Source organism: Pseudomonas sp. B414 (genome assembly GCF_055408445.1).
The window spans coordinates 45,686-71,850 of the sequence record NZ_JBUZTQ010000022.1; the positions used below are offsets into that span (position 1 = coordinate 45,686).

Below are 26,165 nucleotides of genomic sequence, written 5' to 3' on the forward strand. Positions count from 1 at the left end.
TCTCTCCTCAGGCCGCGCCTAATTACTCGAACCAATGGGCTCGGGCGGCCATGATCAACTTGCCGGCACGATCATCGTCAATGCCGTCGATGTCGAGCAGGTCGTCAATAGACTGCTCGGCCAGGTCTTCGCGGGTAATTACGCCGCGCACCGCCAGTTCCATCGCCAAATCCTTGTCCATACCCTCAAGCGAGAGCAGGTCTTCGGCCGGATGGGCGTCTGCCAGCTTTTCCTCAGTAGCGATGGCTTTAGTCAACAGTCGATCCTTGGCCCGAGCGCGAAGCTCGTTGACGGTATCTTCGTCAAAGCCATCGATGTTGAGCATTTCCTCCACCGGTACGTAGGCAATCTCTTCCAGGCTGGTAAAGCCTTCATCAACCAGTACCTGCGCCAGGTCTTCATCAACTTCCAGCTCTTCGATGAAGTTGCGCAGGATATCGCCGGTTTCTGCTTGCTGTTTAGCCTGGATGTCCGATTCGGTCATCACGTTCAGGGTCCAGCCGGTCAACTGGCTGGCCAAACGTACGTTCTGACCGCCGCGACCAATCGCCTGGGCCAGATTGTCTGCGCCAACGGCGATGTCCATTGCATGGGCATCTTCGTCGACGATAATTGCCGCCACTTCAGCTGGCGACATTGCGTTGATCACGAACTGCGCCGGGTTGTCATCCCAAAGGACGATATCCACTCGCTCTCCGCCCAATTCGCCGGACACTGCCTGGACACGCGAACCGCGCATACCGATGCAGGCACCTTGCGGATCGATGCGTTTGTCTTTGGAGCGAACGGCTATTTTAGCGCGTGATCCAGGATCGCGGGAGGCCGCCATCACTTCAATCAAGCCTTCGGAGATTTCTGGCACTTCAATGCGGAACAACTCGATCAGCATCTCTGGCGCGGTACGCGACAGGATCAGCTGAGGGCCGCGGTTTTCAGTGCGGATTTCCTTGAGCAATGCGCGAAGGCGTACGCCAACACGGAAAGTCTCACGCGAAATGATGTCTTCGCGGGCCAGCAACGCTTCAGCGTTGTTACCCAGGTCAACGATCACATTGTCGCGGGTCACCTTTTTAACGGTGCCGGAAATGATTTCGCCCAGACGCTCACGATAGGCATCGACTACTTGAGCACGCTCGGCTTCGCGAACTTTTTGCACAATGACCTGTTTGGCCGTTTGTGCAGCAATCCGACCGAATTCGATAGAATCGATTTTCTCTTCGATAATATCGCCGGCTTTCGCGCCTGGCTGTTTCGCCTGGGCCTGGTCTACAGCCAACTCGTATGCTGGATCATCCAGATCTTCGTCTTCGACCACAGTCCAGCGACGGAAAGTCTCGTAGTTACCGGTGTGGCGATTGATTTCCACACGCAGTTCGACTTCGTCTTCAAAACGCTTTTTGGTCGCGGTGGCCAGAGCCAGCTCCAGCGCTTCAAAAATAACGTTTGCCGGTACGCCCTTTTCATTGGACACCGACTCAACAACCAGCAGTACTTCTTTGCTCATCGTACGCCTCGCCTTTCGCAAGCCATTGGATCCGCGGGATCCGCGTCTCAGTCAAAACTGGGAATAATGTTGGCCTTGTCGATCATATCGATCGGCAACAGGAATTCATGGTCTTCAACCTGCACCACAATGTCCTGCTCCTCTACGCCGCGCAGAAGGCCCTGAAAGTTGCGTCGCCCTTCGAACGGGGAACGCAGCTTGATCTTCACTTGCTCACCGACAAACTGGGCGAACTGTTCAAGTGTGAACAGTGGGCGCTCCATGCCAGGAGAAGAGACTTCAAGCGTGTACTCGACAGCGATAGGATCTTCGACATCCAGAACACCGCTGATCTGACGACTGACAATTGCGCAGTCATCTACCAGTACGCCGCCTTCCTTGTCGATATACACACGCAACATTGAATGGCGGCCTTGAGCCGAAAATTCAATACCCCAGCATTCATAGCCAAGGGCCACGACCACCGGGGCCAACAAGTCCTGCAACTGTTCTAGCTTGCTCGACACCTGAACCCCCTAGTGCATGTTTGTGCATGCTGTGCAAAATGAAAAAATGGGCGAAGCGCCCATCTCTGAAACGTCGTTGAATACCGACGCTATAAAGTGTCCAGTTAACAAAAAGCCCCTAAGAAGGGGCTCCGCTAAAACTGGTTGCGGGAGCCGGATTTGAACCGACGACCTTCGGGTTATGAGCCCGACGAGCTACCAGACTGCTCCATCCCGCGACAAAGCTGGAGCGGAAGTATACGGTTGATCCTTTTCAGGGTCAATCCAACCTTCCACATACAAGAAAGCCCGCTACTGCGGGCATTCTTGATAATTGGTACCGAGAAGGGGACTCGAACCCCTACACCCTATGGGCACAACCACCTCAAGGTTGCGTGTCTACCAATTCCACCACCTCGGCAATACAACGTTTACATCATGAAACCCGTTTTACTTTTGCTCTTGAGCTGGAGGTACGTCAGTCGCAGGGCTTGCCGACTTTTGCTCTTGAAGCACCGGAACATCATCTGAAGCCGGCTTTTGCACTGGAACTTCCAACACCGCTGGATTTGGCAAACCTACTTGAGTCAGCTGTTCAGCTTTCTCTTTAGCAAAGTAACCTAACCCTAAGCTGGTTATGAAAAAACCTGCGGCAAGTATAGCAGTAAACTTACTAAGAAAGGTAGAGGAACCTTGGCTTCCGAACACAGTATTTGATGCACCTGCGCCGAAAGATGCTCCAGCATCCGCTCCCTTGCCCTGTTGCAGCAAAACCAGGGCAATTACACCCAATGCTGTCAGCAGATGAAACACAGTTACGACGTTATCCAGCATTTTCAGTTTCCTGCGGCACGAATGATCGCACCGAACTCATCTGCATTCAGGGAAGCCCCGCCAATGAGTCCCCCATCGATATCCGGCATGCTGAACAGTTCGACCGCATTGGCCGCCTTCACGCTGCCGCCGTATAGAAGCCGCACACCTTGTGCCACTTCAGAATTCTTTTGCGCCAGCTGTGCGCGAATGGCCGCATGCACATCTTGCGCTTGCTGCGGTGATGCGGTCAGCCCGGTGCCAATGGCCCAGACCGGCTCGTATGCAATCACAGCATTTACAAAAGCATCAATGCCAAACTCGTCAATCACGGCATTCAACTGACGCTCTACCACTTCAAGCGTTTGCCCCGCTTCGCGCTGCTCCAGGGTTTCCCCTATGCACAGCACTGGCGTCAAGCCAGAGGCTTGGGCCGCTGCAAACTTGCGATTGAGTGTCTCATCCTGCTCACCCAGAATCAGGCGACGCTCAGAGTGACCCACAAGCACCAGCTTGCAACCTGCGTCTGCCAACTGGCTAGATGAAATCTCGCCAGTCAGAGCGCCCTGCCCCGACTCCACTGCTGCATCCTGAGCACCGACCGAAATCGGTGCGCCTTGCAAGCCATTGATAACACGATCAATAAACAGCTGAGGCGGGAATACTGCAACATCAACATCGTTTGGCAAGACCAGACCACGCAGACCGTCGATCAGCTCAGCGACGCTGGCGCGGGTACCGTGCATCTTCCAGTTACCAGCTACCATAGTGCGACGCATGCTTTACCTCGTCGGTCAAAGTGGGCGCAGATGTTACCCAACCACATCCGCTCTGGCAAGCCGAATTCAGGCACAAACTTCACTTACCAGTTTTGCCAGCTCTTCGGCGTAGCCGCGAACCATGTTTTCGTCATCGCCTTCGACCATTACGCGCACCAAAGGCTCTGTGCCCGACTTGCGCAGCAGCACGCGACCACGACCGTTCATGGCCTCGGTCACACGGGCACAGGCCTCTTTAACAGCCGGATGCTCAACAGGGTTAACGCCGCCCGCAAAACGAACATTCAGCAACACTTGCGGGCACTTGCGCAGCGCTTGACGCGACTGAGCCAGGCTTTCATCACGGCGGCGCAAGGACAGCAATACCTGCAGCGCAGCGATGATCGCGTCGCCGGTTGTGGTGTGCTGGAAGCAGACGATATGACCGGAGTTTTCGCCACCCACCAGCCAGTCACGCTCTTGCAGGGCCGCAATAACGTAACGGTCACCGACATTGGCGCGCACAAACGGAATACCCAGATCAGCCAACGCCAGCTCAAGGCCCAGGTTGCTCATCAGCGTACCGACAACACCACCCTGCAATTTATTACGCTCGTGCAAGTCACGGGCAATGATAAACAGCAGCTCATCGCCATCAACCACGGCACCGGTGTGGTCAACCATCAACACCCGGTCACCGTCGCCATCGAAGGCAATACCCAGGTCCGCACCTTCAGCCACCACGGCGGCCTGCAACTGCCCCATATGGGTCGAACCGCAGTTTTCGTTGATGTTCAGGCCATCAGGCTGAGCCGACAGCACCACGACTTGAGCACCCAGCTCTTTGAAAACACTTGGCGCAACCTTGTAGGTAGCACCGTGGGCGCAGTCGAGAACAATCTTCATACCGCTGAATTTGGTGCTGCTTGGCACGCTGCTTTTGCAGAATTCGATATAGCGGCCCGGCGCGTCATTGATACGCGACACCTTGCCCAGCTTGTCGGAATCAACAACCGTCATCGGTGCATCAAGCAGCTCTTCGATCATCAGCTCAACATCGTCAGGCAGCTTGGTGCCGTCGCCGGAAAAGAACTTGATGCCGTTATCATCATGAGGATTGTGCGAAGCACTGATCACGATGCCCGCTTCCGCATGGAAGGTACGTGTCAGGTAGGCAATGGCTGGCGTAGGCATAGGCCCCAGCAACAGCACATCAGCCCCGGCAGCGGACAAACCGGCCTCCAGAGCAGACTCGAACATGTAACCCGAAATACGGGTGTCCTTACCTACCAGAATCCGGCAAGCGCCCTTGCTGCGAAACGCCATGCCCGCTGCCCAGCCCAACTTGAGCATAAAGTCAGGGGTAATCGGATAAACGCCGACCCGACCACGAATACCGTCGGTGCCAAAATACTTCTTTGTCATAAGTGCTCCATCATTCTTAGTCGGCGGAATCTACCGCTGCGATCATCCGTACCACATCAACTGTTTCGGCAACATCATGGACGCGTAAAATGCGCGCCCCCTTGGTCATCGCCAAAGCTGCTAGCGCAAGACTGCCATACAGTCGCTCTGCAACAGGCCGGTTCAATGTTTGCCCGACCATGCTTTTACGTGACACGCCCACCAGCAACGGTCGACCCAACGCATGCAGGGCCTCCATATGCTTGAACAGGCTCAAGTTGTGCTGCAATGTTTTTGCAAAGCCAAAGCCCGGGTCCAGCACGATGCGCTCAGGCCCGATACCGGCAGCCGCACACCGGGCCATGCCATCAACGAGAAACGCCGACACCTCGCCCACGAGATCGTCGTAGTGCGGGTTGTCCTGCATGTCGCCCGGCTCACCGAGCATATGCATCAGGCATACCGGCAAACCTGTGGCCGCAGCCGCCTGCAAGGCACCTTCACGGCGCAGCGAGCGCACATCATTGATCAGCCCTGCTCCCAGGCGCGCAACCTCGGTCATGACGATTGGCGCGGATGTATCGACCGAAATAATCACATCCAGTTCCCGGGCTATTCGCTCGACAACAGGCGCAACCCGGTCGAGCTCTTCCTGTGGAGAAACCACAGGAGCTCCGGGGCGCGTTGACTCACCGCCAACATCAATAAGGGTTGCACCGGCCAGAACCATCGCCTCTGCATGGCGCAGAGCCGCATCCAGGGCAGCAAAGCGGCCGCCATCGGAAAAGGAGTCAGGGGTGACATTGAGAATGCCCATAACATGCGTATGGGCCAAATCAAGAACCCGGTTGCCGCAAGGCAACCGGGTTGAGGACTGAACAGAAGTCATTTCAAGCCTTATTGATCAGCAGCAGGGCCGCCGATAGGTGTTTCCGGGCGCTCGGTTTTATCCAGCGTAGGGGCAGTCGGGGTACCCGAATTGCCGTCTTCCCAGTCACGCGGCTCGCGTGGCGGACGACCCGCCATGATGTCGTCGATCTGATCGGCATCGATCGTCTCGTACTTCATCAACGCGTCAGCCATTGCATCCAGCTTGTCGCGATTTTCGGTGAGGATCTGCTTGGCCGTGTTGTAGCACTGGTCAATGATGCTGCGCACTTCGGAGTCGATCAACTTGGCTGTCTCACCCGATACGCTTGCAGACTGACCACCGCCACGACCCAGATAAGACTCTTCGTCTTCGGCATACATCAGCGGACCAAGCTTCTCGGACAAGCCCCACTTGGTCACCATGTTGCGGGCAATCTGGCTCGCACGCATGATGTCGTTGGACGCGCCGGTGGTTACACCGTCAAAGCCCAGGGTCATCTCTTCAGCGATACGGCCGCCATACAGCGAGCAGATCTGGCTGATCAGCGCACGCTTGGACAGGCTGTAACGATCTTCTTCCGGCAGGAACATGGTCACGCCCAGGGCGCGGCCGCGAGGAATGATCGACACCTTGTAGACCGGATCATGCTCAGGCACTACACGACCAACGATAGCGTGACCCGCTTCGTGGTAAGCCGTGTTGCGCTTTTCCTTGTCCGACATGACCATCGATTTGCGCTCGGCGCCCATCATGATCTTGTCTTTGGCCAGCTCGAATTCTTTCATTTCAACAACACGCTTGCCGGTGCGCGCTGCGAACAGGGAAGCTTCGTTGACCAGGTTGGCCAGGTCGGCACCCGAGAAGCCCGGCGTACCACGTGCAATCACGCCCGGCTGGACGTCGTCGCCCATCGGCACTTTACGCATGTGCACCTTGAGGATCTGCTCGCGGCCACGAATGTCCGGCAAGCCAACCACAACCTGACGGTCAAAACGGCCCGGACGCAACAGCGCAGGGTCCAGTACGTCAGGACGGTTGGTGGCGGCAATCACAATGATGCCGTCGTTCATCTCAAAGCCGTCCATCTCAACCAGCAACTGGTTAAGGGTCTGCTCACGCTCGTCATGACCGCCGCCCATACCGTTACCACGGTGACGGCCGACGGCATCGATCTCATCGATAAAGATGATGCAAGGAGCGTGTTTCTTGGCTTGCTCAAACATGTCACGAACACGGCTTGCGCCGACGCCAACGAACATCTCAACGAAGTCGGAACCGGAAATCGTGAAGAACGGCACCTTGGCTTCGCCCGCAATCGCCTTGGCGATCAGGGTTTTACCGGTACCTGGCGGGCCAACCATCAGCACGCCGCGAGGAATACGACCACCCAGGCGCTGGAACTTGCCCGGATCACGCAGGAACTCAACCAGCTCGCCCACTTCTTCCTTGGCTTCGTCACAACCTGCCACGTCAGCCAGGGTCGTCTTGACCTGGTCTTCCGACAGCAGTCGTGCCTTGCTCTTGCCAAAGCTCATCGGCCCGCCTTTACCGCCGGCACCGCCCTGCATCTGGCGCATGAAGAACATGAAGACCGCAATAATCACCAGAATCGGGAAGCTCGCAACCAGCAACTGAGTCCAGATGCTTTGTTGCTCAGGCAATTTGCCTTCAACGGTCACATGGTTATCCACCAGGTCACCGATCAAACCGTTGTCCTGAATGGCCGGACGGATGGTTTTGAAGGTATCACCATCGCTGCGTTTGCCGGTAATCACGTAGCCATCCACGGCAACGCGTTCGACCTTGCCATCCTTAACTTGCTGGATGAAGTCGGAATAGTTGAGGGTTTGTGGCTCGTTTGGACTGGAGAAGTTGTTCATCACTGTCACCAGGACAGCCGCGATGATCAACCACAGGATCAGATTCTTTGCCATATCGTTCAATTAGCTACCCTCTGAAGCACAAGCCCCGCTACTGAAGCGTGCTTCGCATGATATTCACCGGCATAACTTACTACATTGCCTACAACCCTTGCAGGCTCCGTCTGTAACCCTTTGTGAAACTTTGCCTACACAATATTCGTTATGCCAGATCTGTAAAGCGATTCAAAAAAAACTATCGCTCCGGTCAAAGACGCTCATCACTGGCAGAACCTTCAACGCCGCGGAAGCCGCGCCCCAGCAAATACTGCTCGCGGGACCTGTCTCGCGACGAAGTCGGCTTGCGCATCTGTACCTTGTCGAACAGCTTGCGAATGTCTTTATGGTACTGATCGAAGCCTTCGCCCTGGAAAACCTTAATCAGGAAATCACCACCCGGACGTAGGACGCGACCGGCGAGATCCAGTGCCAATTCGCACAGAAACATCGCCCGAGGCATATCGACAGCTGCCAATCCACTCATATTGGGGGCCATATCTGAAATCACAAGGTCTACTTGCGTATTTCCGACGGCCTCGAGGATCTGTGCCAGCACGGCGTCCTCGGTAAAGTCACCCTTGATAAAGGTCACATCGGGGATGCTGTCCATATCCAGGATGTCGGAAGCAATCAAGCGCCCCTGACCACCGATCAGACGACTGGTCACCTGCGACCAGCCACCCGGGGCCGCACCCAGGTCAATTACGGTCATGCCAGGACGAATCAGGCGGTCGCGCTCTTGAATCTCCAGCAATTTGTAGCTGGCACGGGAGCGATACCCGTCTTTTTGCGCCATTTTGACGTACGGGTCGTTGAAATGTTCTTTCAGCCAGTTAAGGCTAGTCTTGGAACGGGCCACGGGCCACCTCAAAAATTTTAAACGGGTCGTGATTAACTGGGCGGTCTCGGACTCGCTCGGGTAAACTGGCCGCCGCTTTTTACAAGATCAGACACAGGGGTCAGATTATGCCGCTCACTCAAGAGCAGAAGAAACAGTACAAATCCATTGGCCACCATCTGAAACCAGTTTTGACTGTGGCTGACAATGGTTTGACTGAAGGTGTTTTAGCCGAACTCGAACGCGCATTGGGCGATCACGAGCTGATTAAAATCAAAGTCAACATCCTGGATCGCGAATCCCGCCTGGAGGCCATTGCAGAGCTGTGCAAGGCAGGCAAAGCGGAACTGGTACAGGTTATCGGCAAAATGGCGTTGCTGTACCGCAAGAACGTCAATGTAAACAAGCAACTGTCGAACATCCATCGCTTCAAGTGATGTAGACAAGGGTCAAGGGTGCGCCTGGCGCGCCCTGAAACTCTTCCAGGGCATTTAAACCCGAGAGTCATGCAAGAACTGCCCGCGCAACGCATCAGGCAGCCAGAGACGCCCAACGCACTACATCCCCGCCTGCTACCTGCCACTTGTACCGCTACGCTGCCAACCGCATTGCGGCCAGCACCGGCAAACAATTCTGTGTGCAACCACCACAGGCCGCCAACCCGGAACACCCGGGCCGACCGCCAAAAAAGTGCGCCCGCACACGGCGGGCGCTCTTTTTAGATGTGACTTACTTTGACAATTTCGTACTCAATGACGCCACTCGGCGTTTTCACCGCCACCACATCACCCTCTTCCTTGGCAATCAAGGCGCGGGCCAGCGGCGAACCGACGGAGATTTTTCCGAGTTTGAAGTCAGCCTCATCTTCACCCACGATCTGGTAGGTCACGCTTTCGTCAGTTTCAACGTTGGCGATCTCGACCGTGGTACCGAAAATCACCTTGCCGGTATGAGGAATCGTCGTTACATCGATGATCACCGCGTTCTGCATGCGGCCTTCGATGTCACGGATACGCGCCTCAACCATACCCTGCTGCTCGCGGGCAGCATGGTATTCGGCGTTTTCCTTGAGGTCGCCCAGCTCCCGCGCTGTACCGATATCCTGGCTCAGCTTGGGACGAACAACCTTGGTCAGGTGTGCGTGTTCTTCTTCCAGGGCTTTGGCGCCCTGGACCGTCATTGGGTACTTGATCATGCCTTCAATCCTGCGTGTAGATCCTGCAAGCGACGTACGGTTTTTTCAGGACCGAACTTGAGCGCTTCACAGATCGCTTCGCCAGCAGCAATGGTCGTGGTGCAGTAGATCTTGTGCTGCAGAGCGTTGCGGCGAATGGAGTAGGAGTCAGCAATCGACTGACGACCTTCGGTAGTGTTGATGATCAAGGTTACTTCGTCGTTCTTGATCATGTCGACAACGTGCGGACGACCTTCGGTCACCTTGTTCACACGGCGTACTTTCAAGCCAGCGGCTTCGATGAACTTGGCAGTACCGGCAGTCGAAACGATGTCAAAGCCCAGGTTGATCAGATCGCGAGCAACACCGGCCACCAGAGGCTTGTCGTCGTCACGCACGCTGATAAACGCAGTACCGCCAGTCGGCAACACTTCGCTTGCACCCATCTGGGCCTTGGCAAAGGCTTCGCCAAAGGTATCGCCCACGCCCATCACTTCACCGGTGGACTTCATCTCAGGGCCGAGAATCGGGTCAACGCCAGGGAATTTGGCGAACGGGAAGACCGCCTCTTTCACGCTGTAGAAGTTAGGAATGATTTCCTTGGTGAAGCCAATTTCCTTCAGGGTTTTACCGGCCATCACGCGAGCCGCGATCATTGCCAGGGAAACACCGATGCACTTGGATACGAAAGGAACGGTACGCGAAGCTCGCGGGTTCACTTCGATCACGTAGATATCTTCGCCTTGCAGGGCCAGTTGCACGTTCATCAGGCCAACAACGCCCAACTCCAGGGCCATTTTCTTGACCTGTTCGCGCATCTCGTCCTGGATATGCAGCGGCAGCGAGTACGGCGGCAGCGAGCACGCGGAGTCACCGGAGTGAACGCCCGCCTGTTCGATGTGCTGCATGATCGCGCCGATCACCACATCAGTACCGTCGCAGACAGCGTCCACGTCCATTTCAATGGCGCAGTTAAGGAAGTGATCCAGCAGCACCGGGCTGTCGTTGGACACTTTTACCGCGTCACGCAGGTAGCGCTTGAGCTCTTCTTCTTCGTAGACGATTTCCATCGCACGGCCGCCCAACACGTAGGAAGGACGAACAACCAGCGGGTAACCGATCTTGCCAGCGGCACGAATGGCTTCGTCTTCGCTGCGCACAGTGGCGTTAGGCGGCTGACGCAGGTTCAGGCGCTCGACCATCTGCTGGAAGCGCTCGCGGTCTTCGGCACGGTCGATGGCGTCAGGGCTGGTACCGATGATCGGCACGCCAGCTTCTTCCAGGGCACGAGCCAGTTTCAGCGGGGTTTGGCCGCCGTACTGGACGATCACGCCTTTTGGCTTCTCGACACGCACGATTTCCAGCACGTCTTCCAGGGTTACGGATTCGAAGTACAGACGATCCGAAGTGTCGTAGTCGGTGGAAACGGTTTCCGGGTTGCAGTTGACCATGATGGTCTCGTAACCGTCGGCACGCAGCGCCAGAGCGGCGTGAACGCAGCAATAGTCGAACTCGATACCTTGGCCGATACGGTTCGGGCCACCGCCCAGAATCATGATCTTGTCACGATCCGAAGGGTTGGCTTCGCACTCTTCCTCATAGGTGGAGTACATATAGGCGGTGTCGGTGGCGAACTCGGCCGCGCAGGTGTCAACGCGCTTGTAGACCGGGAACACTTCCAGCTTGTGACGGTGGCGACGCAGGTTCTTCTCGGTCACGCCCAGCAGCACGGCCAGACGCGCATCGGAGAAGCCCTTGCGCTTGAAGCGGTACATGGCGTCGCGATCGATCGACGACAGGGCCATGGTCTTGATTTTTTCTTCGTCCTTGATCAGATCTTCGATCTGCACCAGGAACCAAGGGTCAATCATGTTCATGCCGAAGATATCTTCAACGGTCATGCCGGCGCGGAACGCGTCAGCCACGTACCAGATACGCTCAGCGCCCGGCACGGTCAGCTCGCGTTTGAGCACGGCCATGCTTTCCGGGTTGCTCAGGTCCAGCTTTGGATCAAGACCGCTGACACCCACTTCCAGACCGCGAAGGGCTTTTTGCAGGGATTCCTGGAAAGTCCGACCAATGGCCATGACTTCACCCACCGACTTCATTTGAGTGGTCAGGCGCGCATCGGCTTTCGGGAATTTTTCGAAAGCAAAGCGCGGCAGCTTGGTCACAACGTAGTCGATGGACGGCTCGAAGGACGCAGGAGTAGCGCCGCCGGTGATTTCGTTTTGCAGTTCGTCCAGGGTGTAGCCGATCGCCAATTTGGCAGCGATACGGGCGATCGGGAAGCCGGTGGCTTTCGATGCCAGTGCCGACGAACGCGATACACGCGGGTTCATCTCGATCACGACCATGCGCCCGGTGTCCGGGCAGATGCCGAACTGAACGTTGGAACCGCCGGTTTCAACGCCGATCTCACGCAGTACCGCCAACGAGGCGTTACGCATGATCTGGTATTCCTTGTCCGTCAGGGTCTGTGCCGGAGCAACGGTGATCGAGTCACCGGTGTGCACACCCATCGGGTCGAAGTTTTCGATCGAGCAAACGATGATGCAGTTGTCCTTTTTGTCGCGGACAACCTCCATCTCGTACTCTTTCCAGCCGATCAGGGATTCGTCGATCAGCAGCTCTTTGGTCGGCGACAGGTCCAGACCACGGGTACAGATTTCTTCGAACTCTTCACGGTTATAAGCAATACCACCACCGGTGCCGCCCATGGTGAAGGACGGACGGATAATGCACGGGAAGCCCAGGCGTTCGAGGACCGCATTGGCCTCTTCCATGGTGTGAGCGATACCCGAACGCGGGCAGTCCAGACCGATGGACTTCATCGCCTTGTCGAAACGCGAGCGGTCTTCTGCCTTGTCGATGGTGTCAGCGTTAGCGCCGATCATCTCTACGCCGAACTTCTCCAGAACGCCTTCGCGCTCCAGATCCAGTGCGCAGTTCAGTGCAGTCTGGCCGCCCATGGTTGGCAACAGCGCGTCCGGACGCTCTTTCTCGATGATTTTGGCAACGGTCTGCCACTTGATCGGCTCGATGTAAGTCGCGTCGGCCATGTCCGGGTCGGTCATGATGGTGGCCGGATTGGAGTTCACCAGGATGACGCGGTAACCCTCTTCGCGCAGGGCTTTACAGGCCTGGGCGCCGGAGTAGTCGAATTCACAGGCCTGGCCGATAACAATCGGGCCAGCGCCGAGAATCAGGATGCTTTTTATGTCTGTACGTTTTGGCATGGGTTTGTCACTCAAATCCGCAGGTCAGTCGGCAAGCTGTCGATCAGGTTTCTGAAGCACCCCAGGGGCCACCGAAGCTCGGGGCCGCCACAGGGCGTTAACAGGAGGCTGATTAACGGCGCTTGGCCATCTCATTGATGAAGCGATCGAACAGCGGTGCAACGTCGTTCGGGCCCGGGCTTGCTTCAGGGTGACCCTGGAAGCTGAAAGCGCTCTTGTCGGTCAGTTCGATGCCTTGCAGCGTGCCGTCGAACAGCGACTTGTGGATGGCGCGCACATTGGCTGGCAAGGTTGCTTCATCTACCGCAAAACCGTGGTTCTGGCTGGTGATCATCACAACGCCGGTGTCCAGATCCTGAACCGGGTGGTTGGCACCGTGATGGCCATGACCCATTTTCACGGTCTTGGCGCCGGAGGCCAGAGCCAGCAGTTGGTGACCCAGGCAGATACCAAATACCGGAATCTCGGTGTTCAGCACTTCCTTGATCGCAGTGATCGCGTAGTCGCATGGCTCAGGGTCACCCGGGCCGTTGGACAGGAACACGCCATCCGGATTGAGCGCCAGTACGTCACTGGCTGGAGTCTGAGCCGGCACCACGGTCACGCGGCAACCGCGCTCAACCAGCATGCGCAGGATGTTCCACTTTACGCCGTAGTCGTAGGCAACGACGTGGTAAGGCAGTTCGCTGGCTTCGATGGTCGGGTGACTGTCGGTCGCCAGGTTCCAGACGCTGGAACGCCACTCGTAGGCTTTTTCGGTGCTGACGACTTTCGCCAGATCCATGCCTTTCAGGCCAGGGAAGCCGCGTGCCGCTGCAATGGCAGCTTCTTCGGAAATATTGTCACCGGCCATGATGCAGCCGTTCTGCGCGCCTTTTTCACGCAGGATGCGCGTCAGGCGGCGGGTGTCGATACCGGCGATAGCCACAACATTGTTGGCTTTCAGGTAGTCGGCAAGTGACATGGTGTTGCGCCAGTTGCTGGCAACCAGCGGCAGATCACGAATTACCAGACCTGCGGACCAGACACGATCAGACTCGGCGTCTTCCGGGGTAGTACCGGTATTGCCAACATGCGGGTAAGTCAGGGTCACGATTTGCTGAGCGTAGGAAGGATCCGTCAGGATCTCCTGGTAGCCAGTCATTGCGGTGTTAAACACCACCTCACCAACGGTTTGACCGTCGGCCCCAATGGCTTCGCCGCGAAAAATGCTGCCATCAGCGAGGGCGAGTATGGCTTGCTTAGTCAAGAAGACCTCCCGTAAATAAAGCCTGAAAGGGCGATCGCAGGTTGTAAAAAAGCGGAGTGACGTATGGACACGTCACCCCGCTTCTTCATCGAATTATCTGCGCGCTTTTAGTGGACACACTAAAGCTGTAGCTTACAGAAAAAGGCTTTTTTGGTCTACCGCTAAAGAGTCTAAAAGACAGGGGAATGCGACAGAACATCGCTTAGCGGTTAAAAATCGGGCTACTGGCGCGCCAACAGCCCGATTTTACAGAGGTTACTCAGCGCAGGTCGAGCACATCCTGCATGTCATACAGGCCTGGCTCACGCCCTTGCAGCCACAAGGCTGCACGAACGGCGCCCTTGGCAAAGGTCATACGGCTGGAAGCCTTGTGGGTGATTTCCAGGCGTTCGCCTTCAGTGGCGAACAGCACCGTATGATCACCCACCACATCACCGCCGCGCACCGTGGCAAAACCGATGGTTTCACGCTCACGGGCACCGGTATGGCCTTCACGACCATAGACCGCGACCTTTTGCAGATCACGACCCAAGGCATCGGCAATCACTTCACCCATGCGCATCGCCGTACCCGAAGGTGCATCGACCTTATGCCGGTGATGAGCTTCGATGATTTCGATATCGGCATCTTCACCCATCACCCGCGCTGCCATATCCAGCAGCTTGAACGACAGGTTGACGCCGACACTGAAGTTGGAAGCAAAGACAATCGCAATATCCTGGCCAGCTTCGACCAGCAACTGCTTTTGCTCGGCATTCAACCCCGTGGTGCCGATCACCATGGCCTTGCCCAACTTGCGACACACCGCCAGATTGGCGAGCATCACGTCAGGCAGGGTGAAGTCGATCAGCACGTCGAAATCAGCCGCGACCGCTTGCAGGTTTTCCGACAACGGCACACCGATGCGCCCGATAGAAGCAAGCTCACCGGCATCCGCCCCCGCCAGGGAGCTGCCCGGGCGCACGATGGCCGCCGTCAGCCCGCACACGGGTGAGCGCTGCTGCACCGCATCGATCAAGGTCTTGCCCATGCGCCCGGCAGCGCCCATCACAGCTATACGTCGCATTTACCGCTCCTTACAGGTCGCCGAAAAAACGCTTCACGCCTTCGAACCAACCAGTGGCGTTTGGCGAGTGGCTGCTATCGCCTTCCAGCGAGGTGCGGAACTCTTCCATCAGCTCACGCTGACGACGGCTCAGCTTGACCGGAGTTTCAACCACGACGCGGCACATCAGGTCGCCCGCACCGCCGCCCCGCACCGGAGCCACACCCTTGCCACGCAAACGGAACTGCTTGCCGGTCTGGGTGCCTTCAGGGATTTTCAATTTGACCCGGCCGTCCAGGGTCGGCACTTCAAGCTCGGCGCCCAACGCAGCGTCAGCCACGCTGATTGGCACTTCGCAAAACAGGTGCTTGCCGTCGCGCTGGAAAATCGCGTGCTCACGCACATCGATCACCACATACAGGTCGCCAGTCGGCCCACCCTGTACGCCTGCCTCGCCTTCGCCCGACAGACGAATGCGGTCACCGGTATCAACACCGGCTGGCACTTTCACGGAAAGGGTTTTGTATTCTTCTACGCGACCTTCGCCACGACAGCTGTCGCACGGATCAGAAATGACCTTGCCTTGACCATGGCAACGGGGGCAAGTCTGCTGCACCGCGAAGAAGCCCTGCTGCATGCGCACCTGGCCAATACCGCCACAGGTGGTACAGGTCACAGGCGAAGAACCCTTCTTGGCGCCCGAACCGTCACACGGTTTGCAATTGACCAGCGTCGGAACGCGGATATTGACCGTAGTACCGCGTACGGCCTCTTCCAGATCCAGCTCCAGCGTATAGCGCAAGTCGCTACCACGCTGCGCGCCGCCCCGGGAGCCGCCACGACCACCGCCAAAGAAATCGCTGAACACATCACCGAAAATATCGGAGAAGTTCTGACCGCCGAAACCGGCACCGCCACCACCCATTTGCGGATCAACACCGGCATGGCCGTATTGATCGTAGGCAGCACGCTTGCTGGAGTCCGACAGAACCTCGTAAGCCTCGTTGGCCTCTTTGAACAGTTCTTCCGAAGCCTTGTCATCCGGATTACGGTCCGGGTGATGCTTCATCGCCAGGCGGCGATAAGCCTTTTTCAGCTCTATCTCGGTCGAGGTGCGTTCAACACCCAAAATTTCGTAATAGTCGCGCTTTGCCATAATTCTTTGCACTCTCAAGGACGTTCGACAAAACCCTCCCGAGCCTCGCCAAACCCGCCAAGCCCGAAAAGGATCAGACCCGACTCACGTCTTTTTCAACGATATAGGTTTGTGTTTAACAGCCAATGCACTGGCCGACAGGAGCGGTTATCTCTGGCCGGAAAACAGGAAAAATCCTGGCCAAACCGCCAGCATTCGACTTTGTCGCATGCTGTAAAAATTCTGGTACTCCAGACACGCCAACGCGGGAGCAAGCTCCCGCGCGGCGACATCCTACCAGTCACCGCTCAAGAGCGGTCAACCGGGCGACAAACAAGCAAATTACTTGTTGTCTTTTACTTCTTCGAACTCAGCGTCGACAACGTCGTCCGCTTTTTCAGCCGAATCAGCTGGCTTGGCCGCTGCGTCTGCCGGGTTCGCCTGCTCGGCGTACATTTTCTGTGCAACCGGAGCAGATACCTTGGACAGCTCTTCAACCTTGGCTTCGATAGCCGCCTTGTCGTCGCCTTTAACAGCGGCTTCAAGTGCAACTACGGCAGCTTCGATTGCAGCTTTCTCTTCCTCGGTTACTTTGTCGCCAGCATCGACGATCATTTTGCGAGTCGAGTGAACCAGTGCGTCGCCCTGGTTACGTGCAGCTGCCAGCTCTTCGAACTTGCGGTCTTCCTCAGCGTTGATCTCGGCATCGCGAACCATCTGTGCGATTTCTTCCTCGGACAGACCCGAGTTAGCCTTGATCACGATCGACTGAGACTTGCCAGTCGCCTTGTCTTTAGCACTTACGTGCAGGATGCCGTTGGCATCGATGTCGAAGGTCACTTCGATCTGAGGCACACCACGTGGAGCAGGTGGAATGTCAGCCAGGTCGAACTTGCCCAACGACTTGTTCTGTGCGGCTTGCTTGCGCTCGCCCTGCAGAACGTGAATGGTCACAGCGCCCTGGTTATCGTCAGCAGTCGAGAACACTTGCGATTTCTTGGTAGGAATCGTGGTGTTTTTCTCGATCAGGGCAGTCATTACGCCGCCCATGGTTTCGATACCCAAAGTCAGCGGGCTCACGTCCAGCAACAGAACGTCTTTAACATCACCGGCCAATACTGCGCCCTGGATAGCAGCACCCATTGCAACAGCTTCGTCCGGGTTCACGTCTTTACGTGCTTCCTTGCCGAAGAACTCGGTTACCAGCTTCTGTACCAGCGGCATACGAGTCTGACCACCGACCAGGATCACGTCGTTGATCGCGCCAACGTCGATACCGGCATCTTTCAGAGCAATGCGGCAAGGCTCGATGGTGCGCTGAACCAGATCTTCAACCAGCGATTCCAGCTTGGCGCGGGAAATCTTCACGTTCAAGTGCTTAGGACCGGTGGCATCTGCAGTGATGTAAGGCAGATTCACGTCAGTCGACTGGCTCGAAGACAGTTCGATCTTGGCTTTTTCCGCAGCTTCTTTCAGACGCTGCATCGCCAGCGGGTCACCTTTAAGGTTCATGCCGCTTTCTTTCTTGAACTCGTCAACCAGGTAGTCGATCAGACGGATATCAAAGTCTTCACCACCCAGGAACGTGTCACCGTTGGTTGCCAGCACTTCAAACTGGTGCTCGCCGTCAACTTCGGCAATTTCAATTACCGACACGTCGAAAGTACCGCCACCCAGGTCATAAACGATGACAGTGTGGTCGCCTTTCGCTTTATCCATACCGTAAGCCAGAGCAGCTGCGGTTGGTTCGTTGATGATGCGTTTTACGTCCAGACCTGCGATACGGCCGGCGTCTTTGGTCGCCTGACGCTGGCTGTCGTTGAAGTAGGCCGGAACGGTGATAACCGCTTCAGTCACTGGCTCGCCGAGGTAGTCTTCGGCGGTTTTCTTCATTTTCTTCAGAATTTCAGCCGAGATCTGTGGCGGAGCCATTTTCTGGCCGTTCACTTCAACCCAAGCGTCGCCATTGTCAGCCTTGGCGATCTTGTACGGCACCATCTGAATGTCTTTCTGTACAACTTCTTCGTCAAAACGACGACCGATCAGACGCTTCACCGCGTACAGGGTGTTATGCGGATTGGTCACGGCCTGACGCTTGGCCGACTGGCCAACCAGAATTTCGCCATCATTGGCGTACGCAACGATCGACGGCGTGGTACGCGCGCCTTCTGCGTTTTCGATAACTTTAGCTTTACCGTTTTCCAGAACCGACACACACGAGTTGGTGGTCCCGAGGTCAATACCGATAATTCTGCCCATGTTCACTCTCCCTAATCTTGGATTTTGATGCCGCAGCAGTAATGACCAACTGCGGCACTGCTTAACGCTTGACTTCTAAATGGGGGCCTTGCGGCCGATTTCAAGCCTGTTCGTCAATCGATGGCGAAACCGGCGCTGGCGCCTTGCTGACTACGACCATAGCCGGGCGCAGCAAGCGACCATTGAGCTGATAGCCCTTTTGAAACACCTTGAGCACACTGTTTGGCTCAACCTCTGCGCTTTCCTGCATTGCCATCGCTTGATGATGCTCGGCATTGAAGGGTTCGCCGTGCGGATCGATCGCTTCCAGCTGATAACGCTTCAGGGTGTCCTGGAACATTTTCAGGGTCAGTTCGATCCCTTCACGCATCGGGCGAATGTTTTCGTCGTCAGCACTGGACAGTTCAAGACCGCGCTCCAGGCTGTCGATCACCGGCAACAGGTCGCCGGCGAACTTTTCCAGCGCAAACTTGTGCGCCTTCTCAACATCCAGCTCGGCGCGACGGCGAACATTCTGCAGATCGGCAGCTACGCGCAGAGCCTGATCATTAGCGGCTGCCAGCTGCTCTTCAAGCACCTGCACGCGGGTTGCCAGATCTTCGCCAGCTACTTCGGCTTCCTGGTTCTGCGTATCCATAGTCTGTTCGTCTGCCATAGATTTCTCCTTTCAAACTTCGTCCGCGAGCTCGACTCGCGCTTGTGCCAAGGTATATGGGGTCGCAATTCTCAGGTTCAAGAGCGAAAAAACCAGAAAAGAGATGTTCGGGCAGCCTCGCCCTCCCCTCCAAAAATCAGAAACGAGCTAAAGAACCGAAAAAAACAAGCAAATCGAACTAAGCACAGCCATTGTCAGCACGAAACAAAACACTGTATAAATAACCAGACATTACGTTTTGGAGCAGCTACCATGCTGGTGCACCTGTCCGTACACAACTACGCCATCGTTGAACACCTCGATCTGGAACTGGATCGCGGGATGAGTGTAATCACTGGTGAGACCGGTGCCGGCAAATCGATCATGCTCGATGCCCTCGGCCTGACCCTGGGTGATCGCGCCGACAGTGGCGTGGTGCGCCCGGGGGCCGACAAGGCCGATATCCTGGCCACGTTCGACCTGCAGGACATCCCCGAGGCCCGGGCCTGGCTTGCCGAGCGCGACCTTGAAGGCGACGGCCCGTGCATCCTGCGCCGGGTCATCACTGCCGAAGGCCGCTCGCGCAGCTATATCAATGGCACGCCCTGCCCCCAGGGTGACCTGAAAGCCCTGGGCGAGCTGCTGATTGATATCCACAGCCAGCATGAACACCAGTCGCTGCTCAAACCCGAGACCCACCGTCGCCTGCTCGACGAGTTTGCCGGTGCCACCGACCTGGCCCGTCAGGTGCAGCTTGCGGCGCAACGCTGGCGCCAGACCAAACAAGAGCTGGAGCACCTGTCCAACTCCGGGGACGAGCAACGCGCGCGTCATCAGTTGCTGAGCTACCAGCTCGAAGAACTGGAAACCCTCTCGCTGGGCGAAAATGAGCTGGAAGAGCTGGAGCAGGAGCATAAGAACCTGACCAACGCCGAAACCCTGCTGACCATTTGCCGCCAAGTCGTTGAACAGTGCAGCGAAAGCGACTCCGGTAACGTCCTCAATGCGCTGACAGTCAGCCTCAATCGCCTGTCGAGCATCAATAACAACTCCGGCTCGTTGAGCGAAGCAACTGACCTGCTGGCCAGCGCACAAATTCAGGTCGAAGAAGCCGTGGGCGAACTCAATCGTTTCCTCGACCACTTTGACGCCGACCCGGGCCGCTTGCAGTACCTCGAAGAACGGCTCGACACCATCTATACCCTGGCGCGCAAACATCGGGTTCAACCCACCGAAGTGGCCGCGCTGCATCAAAAGCTGCTGGATGAACTCGAAACCCTCAATGCCAATGACGAAAACATCGAACGCCTGGCCAATGAGCTGACCTCCTTTGCTCGCCACTATCAAGACTGTGCACGCGAACTCAGCAACCTGCGCAGCCTGGCCGCGACACGCCTGAGCAGTGCAGTAGAAGAAGAGATTCAGCGCCTGGGCATGCCCGGTGGCCGCTTTGTGATCGAACTGCGCCCACAGGCCAGCAGCGACCCGGCGCCCTTCGGCCTGGAGCAGGTCGAACTGCTGGTCAGCGCCAACCCCGGCCAACCACTCAAGGCCCTGGCCAAGGTGGCCTCCGGCGGTGAACTGTCACGTATCAGCCTGGCCATCCAGGTCATCACCGCACAGACCTCCCGCGTACCGACCCTGGTCTTCGACGAAGTGGACGTGGGCATTGGCGGGCCGACCGCCGAGATCGTGGGGCAACTGTTGCGCCGCCTGGGCGAGCGCGGCCAGGTACTGACGGTCACTCACTTGCCGCAAGTGGCTGCGCAATGCCATCAACACCTTTTTGTACACAAGGTTCGCGAAAGCGACACCACACGCACTGCCGTGGCCAAATTGAGCAAAAAAGAGCGCGTCGAAGAGGTGGCCCGCATGCTCGGTGGCATCGATCTGACCAAGGAATCCCTGGCCCACGCGAAAAAAATGGTGGTTACTGCAAAAAATCTTGCCGCTTAACGACGAACGGTCATGAAATAACCGATAGCAGAAAGCACGAAGGCGGCCCTTGGGCCGCCTTCGATCGTTTCGCGAACCGTAATTCGCGTGACATGCTTATTTTACTTTCTTGCGCACGTACAGCACCAAGTTGTGATCCACCAACTCAACACCGTGCTTGGCTGCAATGGCGTGTTGCAGTTTTTCGATGTCTTCGTCGAAAAACTCGATCACTTCACCGCTGTCCACGTTAACCATATGGTCGTGGTGGCCGCCATCGGCATCAGCCAATTCAAAGACCGCATGACCGCCATCGAAATTATGGCGAATCACCAGCCCTGCTGACTCAAACTGGGTCAGAACACGGTAAACCGTGGCCAGACCGACGTCCTCGCCTGCTTGCATAAGTGCCTTGTAAACATCCTCGGCGCTCATGTGACGCTGCTCTGCAGAGTCAAGCATCTGTAGAATTTTGACTCGTGGCAGAGTCACCTTAAGTCCGGCCTTACGTAGTTCGCTATTTTCAACCATGGTTAGCTTTCTCGCGGAAGCCGCTTCGCAGCTTCTCTTAATACGGGTATGATCGGCGTTTACGTTGTCCCAGCCAAGATAGTGGAAGTCGCCCACCGATGCAAAACACCAAGCTCTTGCTAACCAGTTTCACCTTTGTGGGACTGCTCGCACTCGCCGGTTGTTCATTCCCCGGGGTTTACAAAATCGACATCCAACAGGGCAATGTCGTCACGCAGGACATGATAAACCAGTTACGCCCGGGAATGACCCGTCGGCAAGTGCGGTTTATTATGGGCAACGCCCTGCTGACTGATACATTCCACCCTGATCGCTGGGATTATCTGTATAGCCTGCAGCCCGGCGGCGGTGAACGCCAACAGGAACGCGTGAGCGTGTTCTTCAACCAGAACGACCAGCTCGTGAGCCTGTCAGGTGACTTCAAGCCTGGCGTAAGCCGCGACGAAGCCATTCTCGGCAAAACCGGCGGCACAAACGTGACCGAACCGGCTACTGAAGCTCCAGCCGAGAAGAGCGAAGTTCCAGCCAAGCCTGGTTCATTGCTTGATCAGATCCAGAAGGACGTTGACGGTGTTGAAACCGTACCGGTTCCGACTCCAGAACCTCTGGATACCACCGAACAATAAGCGTTCGGCACAAAAAGCCCGGCATGCCGGGCTTTTTGTTGTCTGCAATAAAACTGTCAGAGCTGGCTCAGGCGCTTGGCCTCGGCCGCTTTGGCCGCACGCTGACGGCGGATCTCCTTGGGGTCGGCCAGCAGCGGCCGATAGATCTCGATGCGATCCCCCGCCTCAAGCACCCGGGTTTCAGGCTCGGCGACCTGCTTGCCGAAAATGCCCACCGGGCAGTTCGCCAGATCAACCTCGGGAAACTCACGACCAATACCGGACGCCAGCACCGCTGCCCGTACCGTAGTGCCCTGGGGCACGGCCACGGTCAGCAGACGCTGACGATCGACCGCAGCGTAAACCACCTCTACCTCAATCACCGGCTCAGCCATACAGCTGTTTGGCGCGCTGGCAGAAAGCATCCACCAAGGTATTGGCCGCCTGATTGAACAGAGGCCCCAAGGTCGCTTTAACGATGGCTCCGGCGTAATCAAAGGTCATGTCCAGGCTGATCTTGCAGGCCTTCTCACCCAGCGGCTTGAACACCCACACCCCGTGCAGCTTGGTAAACGGGCCTTCTTCAAGGTTCATCTCAATGGACTGCCCCGGCACCAGAGTATTACGCGTTACGAAGTGCTGGCTCAGGCCGCCCTTGGCTACGCCCAGACTGGCGCGCATCAGCACCTCGGTGCTTTCCAGGATTTCGGCAGACGAGCACCACGGCAGAAACTGCGGGTAGCTGGCCACATCGTTGACCAGGTCATAAAGCGCCTGGGCGGGATACGGCAACAGGGCGGAGCGTTGGATATGGGTAGTCATGTCAGCGTTACTTCCACAGCTGGGCGGCAAACACAATCAGAATGCCGAGTGGCGCCACATAGCGCATCAAAAAAAGAGTCAGGGCGAACAGCACCGGGCTACGCATGGACAATTCGTCGCGAACCGCACCGCGGCCCATGATCCAGCCTGCAAAGACCACAAAGCACAGGCCACCCAATGGCAACATAATACGCGAGGTGAAGAAATCGACGACACCAAAGAAGTCCAGACCGCTTGCCGCGCCCCATTGGTACAAGTGGAAACCCGATTCTTCATTTACAAAAAACTTGGCCTGTTTCCAGATATTGAACGAAAAAACCGTGCCCAAGCCAACAAACCAGCAGCTGAACGCCAACCAGAATGTCACCCACAAGCGTCTGACCCTGGTGCGCTCCACCAGATACGCCACCATCGGCTCAAGCAACGAAATCGCCGAACTCCAGGCCGCCACCGCCACCAACACGAAAAACACCACGCCCATCAGTTGACCAAATGCCACATTGCCGAAGGCAAACGGCAGGGTCACAAACATCAGGCCCGGCCCTTCACCGGGGTTTAAACCCGACGCAAACACAATTGGAAACAATGCCAGCCCGGCGAGCAATGAGACAAAAGTGTCGATCAGCGCCACCCCCACCACAGTCCCCGAGATCGATGCATTCTTCGGCATATACGCGCCATAAATCATGATTGAGCCCACGCCCACACTCAGCGAAAAGAAAGCATGGCCCATCGCGGCCAGCAAACCGTCAAGTACGCGGTCAGGGTTGAAGTCGAACATGAAATGCACACCCTGCATAAAGTGCCCGGTGGTCATGCTGTAACCCAGCAATACCAGCAGCAGCACAAACAGCAACGGCATCATGATCCGCAAACTGCGCTCTAGTCCCGCCACCACACCCTTGGCGATCACATACGCAGATAACAGCATAAAACCGCTGTGCCAGAACGTCAGGCGCCAGGGGTCGGCAATCACGTTGCCAAAGTAGGCACCGACCTGATCGGCCGTCGCCCCCTGAAAGTCGCCCTTGCCCATATTGATGATGTAATCCAGCGACCAGCCACCCACCACGCTATAGAAAGACAAAATCAGTAGCGCCGTGATCATCCCGGCAAAAGCTCCCCACGACCAACGCCCCGAATGCCCCGCCTCAACCGCCAACACCTTCAAGGCATTCGCCGGGCTGAGCCGCGCACGCCGCCCGATCAGGGTTTCAGCCAGCATGACCGGCACCCCGATCAGCGCGATGCAGACCAAAAACACCAACACGAAGGCGCCGCCACCATAGACGCCAACCATGTAAGGGAATTTCCAGATACTGCCCAAACCCACGGCAGAACCGGTCGCAGCGAGAATAAAGACCCAACGGCTTGCCCAACTGCCGTGGACAGAAACCTTGTCTGTCGACATCGTTACTACGCCCAACCACTAAAAAAAGAGGGCGCATTGTCCGGGAATCAACCTACGTGCTCAAGCACGCAGGTGCCCGTAGCCGACAGCCTCGCAACTGCCTATAATGCCGCCCCTATGGCTAAACAGAAGAAACACCCTACAGGGACCATCGCGCAGAATAAAAAGGCGCGACACGATTACTTCATCGAACATCGGTTCGAGGCTGGTCTGGTCCTGGCCGGCTGGGAAGTAAAAAGTCTGCGTGCAGGCAAGGCACAGCTGGTCGACAGCTATGTGCTACTCAAGGATGGTGAAGCATGGTTGCTCGGCAGCCATATTGCGCCCCTGACGACCGCCAGCACCCACGTCATTGCCGACCCGACGCGCAGCCGCAAACTGCTGCTTAACCAGCGCGAGCTGGAAAAGCTGTTTGCCGCGGTGCAGCAGAAGGGTTACGCCTGCGTCTGCCTCTCGCTTTACTGGAGCAAGCACTTGATCAAGTGCGAAATTGCCCTGGGTAAAGGCAAGAAGGAATACGACAAGCGTCATACCGAGCGTGAGCGCGATTCTGATCGCGAGCTGCAACGCGCGGTACGCAACAAGGGCAAGGAAGACTAGTTCTTCTGCCTTTGCCCCTGCGGGGGCATCTGTCTTGATGCTGCCTCAGCTCTTGTGGGAGCGGGCTTGCTCGCGATTCAGACAACTCGGTGTATCCGCTATACCGAGTTGATTCCATCGCGAGCAAGCCCGCTCCAACAGGGTTGGCATGTATAATTACAAGCCATTGCGCCGTTCGGCCCGCGCCATGCGCTGCACTTCCTGACGCACCTCTTCCAGTACCTCCTGCACATACACCAGATGTCGGCTCGCCACTTCGCGGGCGTCCTCCGCCCTGCCCTCGATAATCGCCAGGTACAACTCACGGTGCTGACTGATCAGCATGTCGCGTGTTTCGCTGCGCTGCTTGTACATGCCACCGATATTGGTCACCACGTTGCGCTTGAGCAGGTCGAATAGCCCGCGAATCGTGTGCAGCAACACCGCGTTATGACTGGCCTCGGCAATGGCCAGGTGAAAATTGGCATCCGCCTCGCCCTCTTCGGCACGGCTGACTTCATCGACCCGCGCATAACAGTCCTGCAACCGCTCAAAGGCCAGCCGCAAGCGCTCGCGATCCATCTCGGTAGCCCGCGATGCTGCGTAAAAAGCACAGGACGCTTCCAGCGTGTGACGAAACTCAAGCAGATCGCGCTGCGCTTCGGGGTTACTTTCCAGCAGTTGCAACAAGGGGTCACTGAAGGTCGAGCCCAGGGAAGTCGCCACATAATTACCGCCGCCCTGGCGACTGACCAGCAAGCCCTTGGCCGACAGTTTCTGGATGGCCTCGCGCAACGACGGGCGCGACACACCAAATTGCTCGGCCAGCGCACGCTCGGCAGGCAAGCGCTCACCCGACTTCAACGTGCCCTCAAGGATCATGCCCTCAAGTTGCTCGACAATATCGTCCGACAAACGGCGCTGACGGATCTGATCAAACCCCATAACTGCTCTC

General features: G+C 56.8%; 24 protein-coding genes and 2 tRNA genes. 4 read left to right on the forward strand and 22 right to left on the reverse strand.

Features of this window, described 5'->3' with window-relative positions; all coding sequences use genetic code 11:
• Positions 1-22: 22 nt before the first annotated feature.
• From nusA to rlmE, 10 genes are all read right to left on the reverse strand, one after another.
• Positions 23-1,504, reverse strand: coding sequence for a transcription termination factor NusA (nusA, locus tag ACZRMH_RS17755; RefSeq protein ID WP_016783437.1), 1,482 nt, complete (start codon positions 1,502-1,504; stop codon positions 23-25).
• Between the two features lie 47 nt (positions 1,505-1,551).
• Entirely contained in the window at positions 1,552-2,010 is a 459-nt protein-coding gene (gene rimP / locus ACZRMH_RS17760) for a ribosome maturation factor RimP (protein ID WP_016783438.1), read from the reverse strand.
• A gap of 141 nt (positions 2,011-2,151) precedes the next feature.
• Positions 2,152-2,228: transfer RNA gene (locus ACZRMH_RS17765), tRNA-Met, on the reverse strand.
• 96 nt (positions 2,229-2,324) lie between these two features.
• Positions 2,325-2,410: transfer RNA gene (locus tag ACZRMH_RS17770), tRNA-Leu, on the reverse strand.
• Positions 2,411-2,439: 29 nt separating this feature from the next.
• Positions 2,440-2,823: a preprotein translocase subunit SecG gene (gene secG, locus ACZRMH_RS17775; protein ID WP_169906534.1), complete on the reverse strand. Its 384-nt coding sequence runs from the start codon at positions 2,821-2,823 to the stop codon at positions 2,440-2,442.
• A 2-nt stretch (positions 2,824-2,825) separates the two neighbouring features.
• Positions 2,826-3,581, reverse strand: a complete 756-nt coding sequence (tpiA, locus tag ACZRMH_RS17780) for a triose-phosphate isomerase (protein WP_235573811.1) — start codon at positions 3,579-3,581, stop codon at positions 2,826-2,828.
• Positions 3,582-3,647: 66 nt separating this feature from the next.
• Positions 3,648-4,985 (reverse strand): phosphoglucosamine mutase, encoded by a 1,338-nt coding sequence (gene glmM, locus ACZRMH_RS17785; protein ID WP_464014542.1) that lies wholly within the window; start codon positions 4,983-4,985, stop codon positions 3,648-3,650.
• A gap of 16 nt (positions 4,986-5,001) precedes the next feature.
• Entirely contained in the window at positions 5,002-5,853 is an 852-nt protein-coding gene (folP, locus tag ACZRMH_RS17790; protein ID WP_464014543.1) for a dihydropteroate synthase, read from the reverse strand.
• A gap of 8 nt (positions 5,854-5,861) precedes the next feature.
• A complete protein-coding gene (ftsH, locus tag ACZRMH_RS17795) occupies positions 5,862-7,769 on the reverse strand; it encodes an ATP-dependent zinc metalloprotease FtsH (protein WP_464014544.1) in 1,908 nt (635 codons plus the stop codon).
• 193 nt (positions 7,770-7,962) lie between these two features.
• Positions 7,963-8,613 carry a 23S rRNA (uridine(2552)-2'-O)-methyltransferase RlmE gene (gene rlmE / locus ACZRMH_RS17800; protein WP_464014545.1) on the reverse strand — a complete coding sequence of 217 codons (651 nt, stop codon included), beginning with the start codon at positions 8,611-8,613 and terminating at the stop codon, positions 7,963-7,965.
• 107 nt (positions 8,614-8,720) lie between these two features.
• Here rlmE and yhbY point away from each other — a divergent pair, with 107 nt between their 5' ends.
• Complete coding sequence (yhbY, locus tag ACZRMH_RS17805) at positions 8,721-9,029, forward strand: ribosome assembly RNA-binding protein YhbY (protein WP_003439595.1); 309 nt, start codon at positions 8,721-8,723, stop codon at positions 9,027-9,029.
• A gap of 281 nt (positions 9,030-9,310) precedes the next feature.
• Here yhbY and greA read toward each other — a convergent pair whose 3' ends face one another.
• The 7 genes from greA to grpE all read right to left on the reverse strand — a co-directional run bounded on the left by greA (position 9,311) and on the right by grpE (position 19,348).
• On the reverse strand, positions 9,311-9,787 hold the full coding sequence (greA, locus tag ACZRMH_RS17810; protein WP_409497917.1) for a transcription elongation factor GreA: 477 nt from the start codon (positions 9,785-9,787) through the stop codon (positions 9,311-9,313).
• On the reverse strand, positions 9,784-13,005 hold the full coding sequence (carB, locus tag ACZRMH_RS17815; protein ID WP_464014546.1) for a carbamoyl-phosphate synthase large subunit: 3,222 nt from the start codon (positions 13,003-13,005) through the stop codon (positions 9,784-9,786). Before carB ends, greA begins: the two co-directional genes overlap by 4 nt.
• Positions 13,006-13,117: 112 nt before the next feature.
• Entirely contained in the window at positions 13,118-14,254 is a 1,137-nt protein-coding gene (gene carA, locus ACZRMH_RS17820; RefSeq protein WP_464014547.1) for a glutamine-hydrolyzing carbamoyl-phosphate synthase small subunit, read from the reverse strand.
• A gap of 259 nt (positions 14,255-14,513) precedes the next feature.
• The gene (gene dapB / locus ACZRMH_RS17825) at positions 14,514-15,320 is read right to left on the reverse strand and encodes a 4-hydroxy-tetrahydrodipicolinate reductase (RefSeq protein WP_464014548.1); all 807 of its coding nucleotides are present in this window, start codon (positions 15,318-15,320) and stop codon (positions 14,514-14,516) included.
• A 10-nt stretch (positions 15,321-15,330) separates the two neighbouring features.
• Complete coding sequence (gene dnaJ / locus ACZRMH_RS17830; RefSeq protein WP_464014549.1) at positions 15,331-16,455, reverse strand: molecular chaperone DnaJ; 1,125 nt, start codon at positions 16,453-16,455, stop codon at positions 15,331-15,333.
• 321 nt (positions 16,456-16,776) lie between these two features.
• Entirely contained in the window at positions 16,777-18,693 is a 1,917-nt protein-coding gene (dnaK, locus tag ACZRMH_RS17835) for a molecular chaperone DnaK (RefSeq protein WP_019825894.1), read from the reverse strand.
• A gap of 100 nt (positions 18,694-18,793) precedes the next feature.
• Positions 18,794-19,348 (reverse strand): nucleotide exchange factor GrpE, encoded by a 555-nt coding sequence (grpE, locus tag ACZRMH_RS17840; RefSeq protein WP_464014550.1) that lies wholly within the window; start codon positions 19,346-19,348, stop codon positions 18,794-18,796.
• Positions 19,349-19,600: 252 nt separating this feature from the next.
• Here grpE and recN point away from each other — a divergent pair, with 252 nt between their 5' ends.
• Entirely contained in the window at positions 19,601-21,283 is a 1,683-nt protein-coding gene (recN, locus tag ACZRMH_RS17845; protein ID WP_464014551.1) for a DNA repair protein RecN, read from the forward strand.
• Positions 21,284-21,379: 96 nt separating this feature from the next.
• Here recN and fur read toward each other — a convergent pair whose 3' ends face one another.
• Positions 21,380-21,793: a ferric iron uptake transcriptional regulator gene (gene fur / locus ACZRMH_RS17850; RefSeq protein ID WP_048362124.1), complete on the reverse strand. Its 414-nt coding sequence runs from the start codon at positions 21,791-21,793 to the stop codon at positions 21,380-21,382.
• Between the two features lie 98 nt (positions 21,794-21,891).
• Here fur and ACZRMH_RS17855 point away from each other — a divergent pair, with 98 nt between their 5' ends.
• A complete protein-coding gene (locus ACZRMH_RS17855; RefSeq protein ID WP_464014552.1) occupies positions 21,892-22,419 on the forward strand; it encodes an outer membrane protein assembly factor BamE in 528 nt (175 codons plus the stop codon).
• Between the two features lie 56 nt (positions 22,420-22,475).
• Here ACZRMH_RS17855 and ACZRMH_RS17860 read toward each other — a convergent pair whose 3' ends face one another.
• The 3 genes from ACZRMH_RS17860 to ACZRMH_RS17870 are packed head-to-tail and all read right to left on the reverse strand — an operon-like array spanning position 22,476 to position 24,631.
• On the reverse strand, positions 22,476-22,793 hold the full coding sequence (locus tag ACZRMH_RS17860) for an RnfH family protein (protein WP_464014553.1): 318 nt from the start codon (positions 22,791-22,793) through the stop codon (positions 22,476-22,478).
• Positions 22,786-23,220: a type II toxin-antitoxin system RatA family toxin gene (locus tag ACZRMH_RS17865; RefSeq protein ID WP_048362121.1), complete on the reverse strand. Its 435-nt coding sequence runs from the start codon at positions 23,218-23,220 to the stop codon at positions 22,786-22,788. The genes ACZRMH_RS17860 and ACZRMH_RS17865 overlap by 8 nt, the downstream gene beginning before the upstream one ends.
• Before the next feature lie 7 nt (positions 23,221-23,227).
• Positions 23,228-24,631 carry a sodium-dependent transporter gene (locus tag ACZRMH_RS17870; protein ID WP_464014554.1) on the reverse strand — a complete coding sequence of 468 codons (1,404 nt, stop codon included), beginning with the start codon at positions 24,629-24,631 and terminating at the stop codon, positions 23,228-23,230.
• A gap of 117 nt (positions 24,632-24,748) precedes the next feature.
• Between ACZRMH_RS17870 and smpB the strand changes: the two genes are divergently transcribed.
• The gene (smpB, locus tag ACZRMH_RS17875) at positions 24,749-25,231 is read left to right on the forward strand and encodes an SsrA-binding protein SmpB (RefSeq protein WP_003439570.1); all 483 of its coding nucleotides are present in this window, start codon (positions 24,749-24,751) and stop codon (positions 25,229-25,231) included.
• Between the two features lie 156 nt (positions 25,232-25,387).
• On the opposite strand, the gene ACZRMH_RS17880 is transcribed toward smpB, so the two are convergent.
• A complete protein-coding gene (locus ACZRMH_RS17880; protein ID WP_016783458.1) occupies positions 25,388-26,155 on the reverse strand; it encodes a GntR family transcriptional regulator in 768 nt (255 codons plus the stop codon).
• Positions 26,156-26,165 lie beyond the last annotated feature (10 nt).

Excerpts from the sequence above, each read along its gene's own strand:
- nusA (WP_016783437.1), bottom strand. The coding sequence starts at position 1,504 with ATGAGCAAAGAAGTACTGCTGGTTGTTGAGTCGGTGTCCAATGAAAAG.
- secG (WP_169906534.1), bottom strand. The coding sequence starts at position 2,823 with ATGCTGGATAACGTCGTAACTGTGTTTCATCTGCTGACAGCATTGGGT.
- tpiA (WP_235573811.1), bottom strand. The coding sequence starts at position 3,581 with ATGCGTCGCACTATGGTAGCTGGTAACTGGAAGATGCACGGTACCCGC.
- glmM (WP_464014542.1), bottom strand. The coding sequence starts at position 4,985 with ATGACAAAGAAGTATTTTGGCACCGACGGTATTCGTGGTCGGGTCGGC.
- folP (WP_464014543.1), bottom strand. The coding sequence starts at position 5,853 with ATGACTTCTGTTCAGTCCTCAACCCGGTTGCCTTGCGGCAACCGGGTT.
- ftsH (WP_464014544.1), bottom strand. The coding sequence starts at position 7,769 with ATGGCAAAGAATCTGATCCTGTGGTTGATCATCGCGGCTGTCCTGGTG.
- yhbY (WP_003439595.1), top strand. The coding sequence starts at position 8,721 with ATGCCGCTCACTCAAGAGCAGAAGAAACAGTACAAATCCATTGGCCAC.
- greA (WP_409497917.1), bottom strand. The coding sequence starts at position 9,787 with ATGATCAAGTACCCAATGACGGTCCAGGGCGCCAAAGCCCTGGAAGAA.
- carB (WP_464014546.1), bottom strand. The coding sequence starts at position 13,005 with ATGCCAAAACGTACAGACATAAAAAGCATCCTGATTCTCGGCGCTGGC.
- dapB (WP_464014548.1), bottom strand. The coding sequence starts at position 15,320 with ATGCGACGTATAGCTGTGATGGGCGCTGCCGGGCGCATGGGCAAGACC.
- dnaJ (WP_464014549.1), bottom strand. The coding sequence starts at position 16,455 with ATGGCAAAGCGCGACTATTACGAAATTTTGGGTGTTGAACGCACCTCG.
- dnaK (WP_019825894.1), bottom strand. The coding sequence starts at position 18,693 with ATGGGCAGAATTATCGGTATTGACCTCGGGACCACCAACTCGTGTGTG.
- grpE (WP_464014550.1), bottom strand. The coding sequence starts at position 19,348 with ATGGCAGACGAACAGACTATGGATACGCAGAACCAGGAAGCCGAAGTA.
- recN (WP_464014551.1), top strand. The coding sequence starts at position 19,601 with ATGCTGGTGCACCTGTCCGTACACAACTACGCCATCGTTGAACACCTC.
- fur (WP_048362124.1), bottom strand. The coding sequence starts at position 21,793 with ATGGTTGAAAATAGCGAACTACGTAAGGCCGGACTTAAGGTGACTCTG.
- ACZRMH_RS17855 (WP_464014552.1), top strand. The coding sequence starts at position 21,892 with ATGCAAAACACCAAGCTCTTGCTAACCAGTTTCACCTTTGTGGGACTG.
- ACZRMH_RS17860 (WP_464014553.1), bottom strand. The coding sequence starts at position 22,793 with ATGGCTGAGCCGGTGATTGAGGTAGAGGTGGTTTACGCTGCGGTCGAT.
- ACZRMH_RS17865 (WP_048362121.1), bottom strand. The coding sequence starts at position 23,220 with ATGACTACCCATATCCAACGCTCCGCCCTGTTGCCGTATCCCGCCCAG.
- ACZRMH_RS17870 (WP_464014554.1), bottom strand. The coding sequence starts at position 24,631 with ATGTCGACAGACAAGGTTTCTGTCCACGGCAGTTGGGCAAGCCGTTGG.
- smpB (WP_003439570.1), top strand. The coding sequence starts at position 24,749 with ATGGCTAAACAGAAGAAACACCCTACAGGGACCATCGCGCAGAATAAA.
- ACZRMH_RS17880 (WP_016783458.1), bottom strand. The coding sequence starts at position 26,155 with ATGGGGTTTGATCAGATCCGTCAGCGCCGTTTGTCGGACGATATTGTC.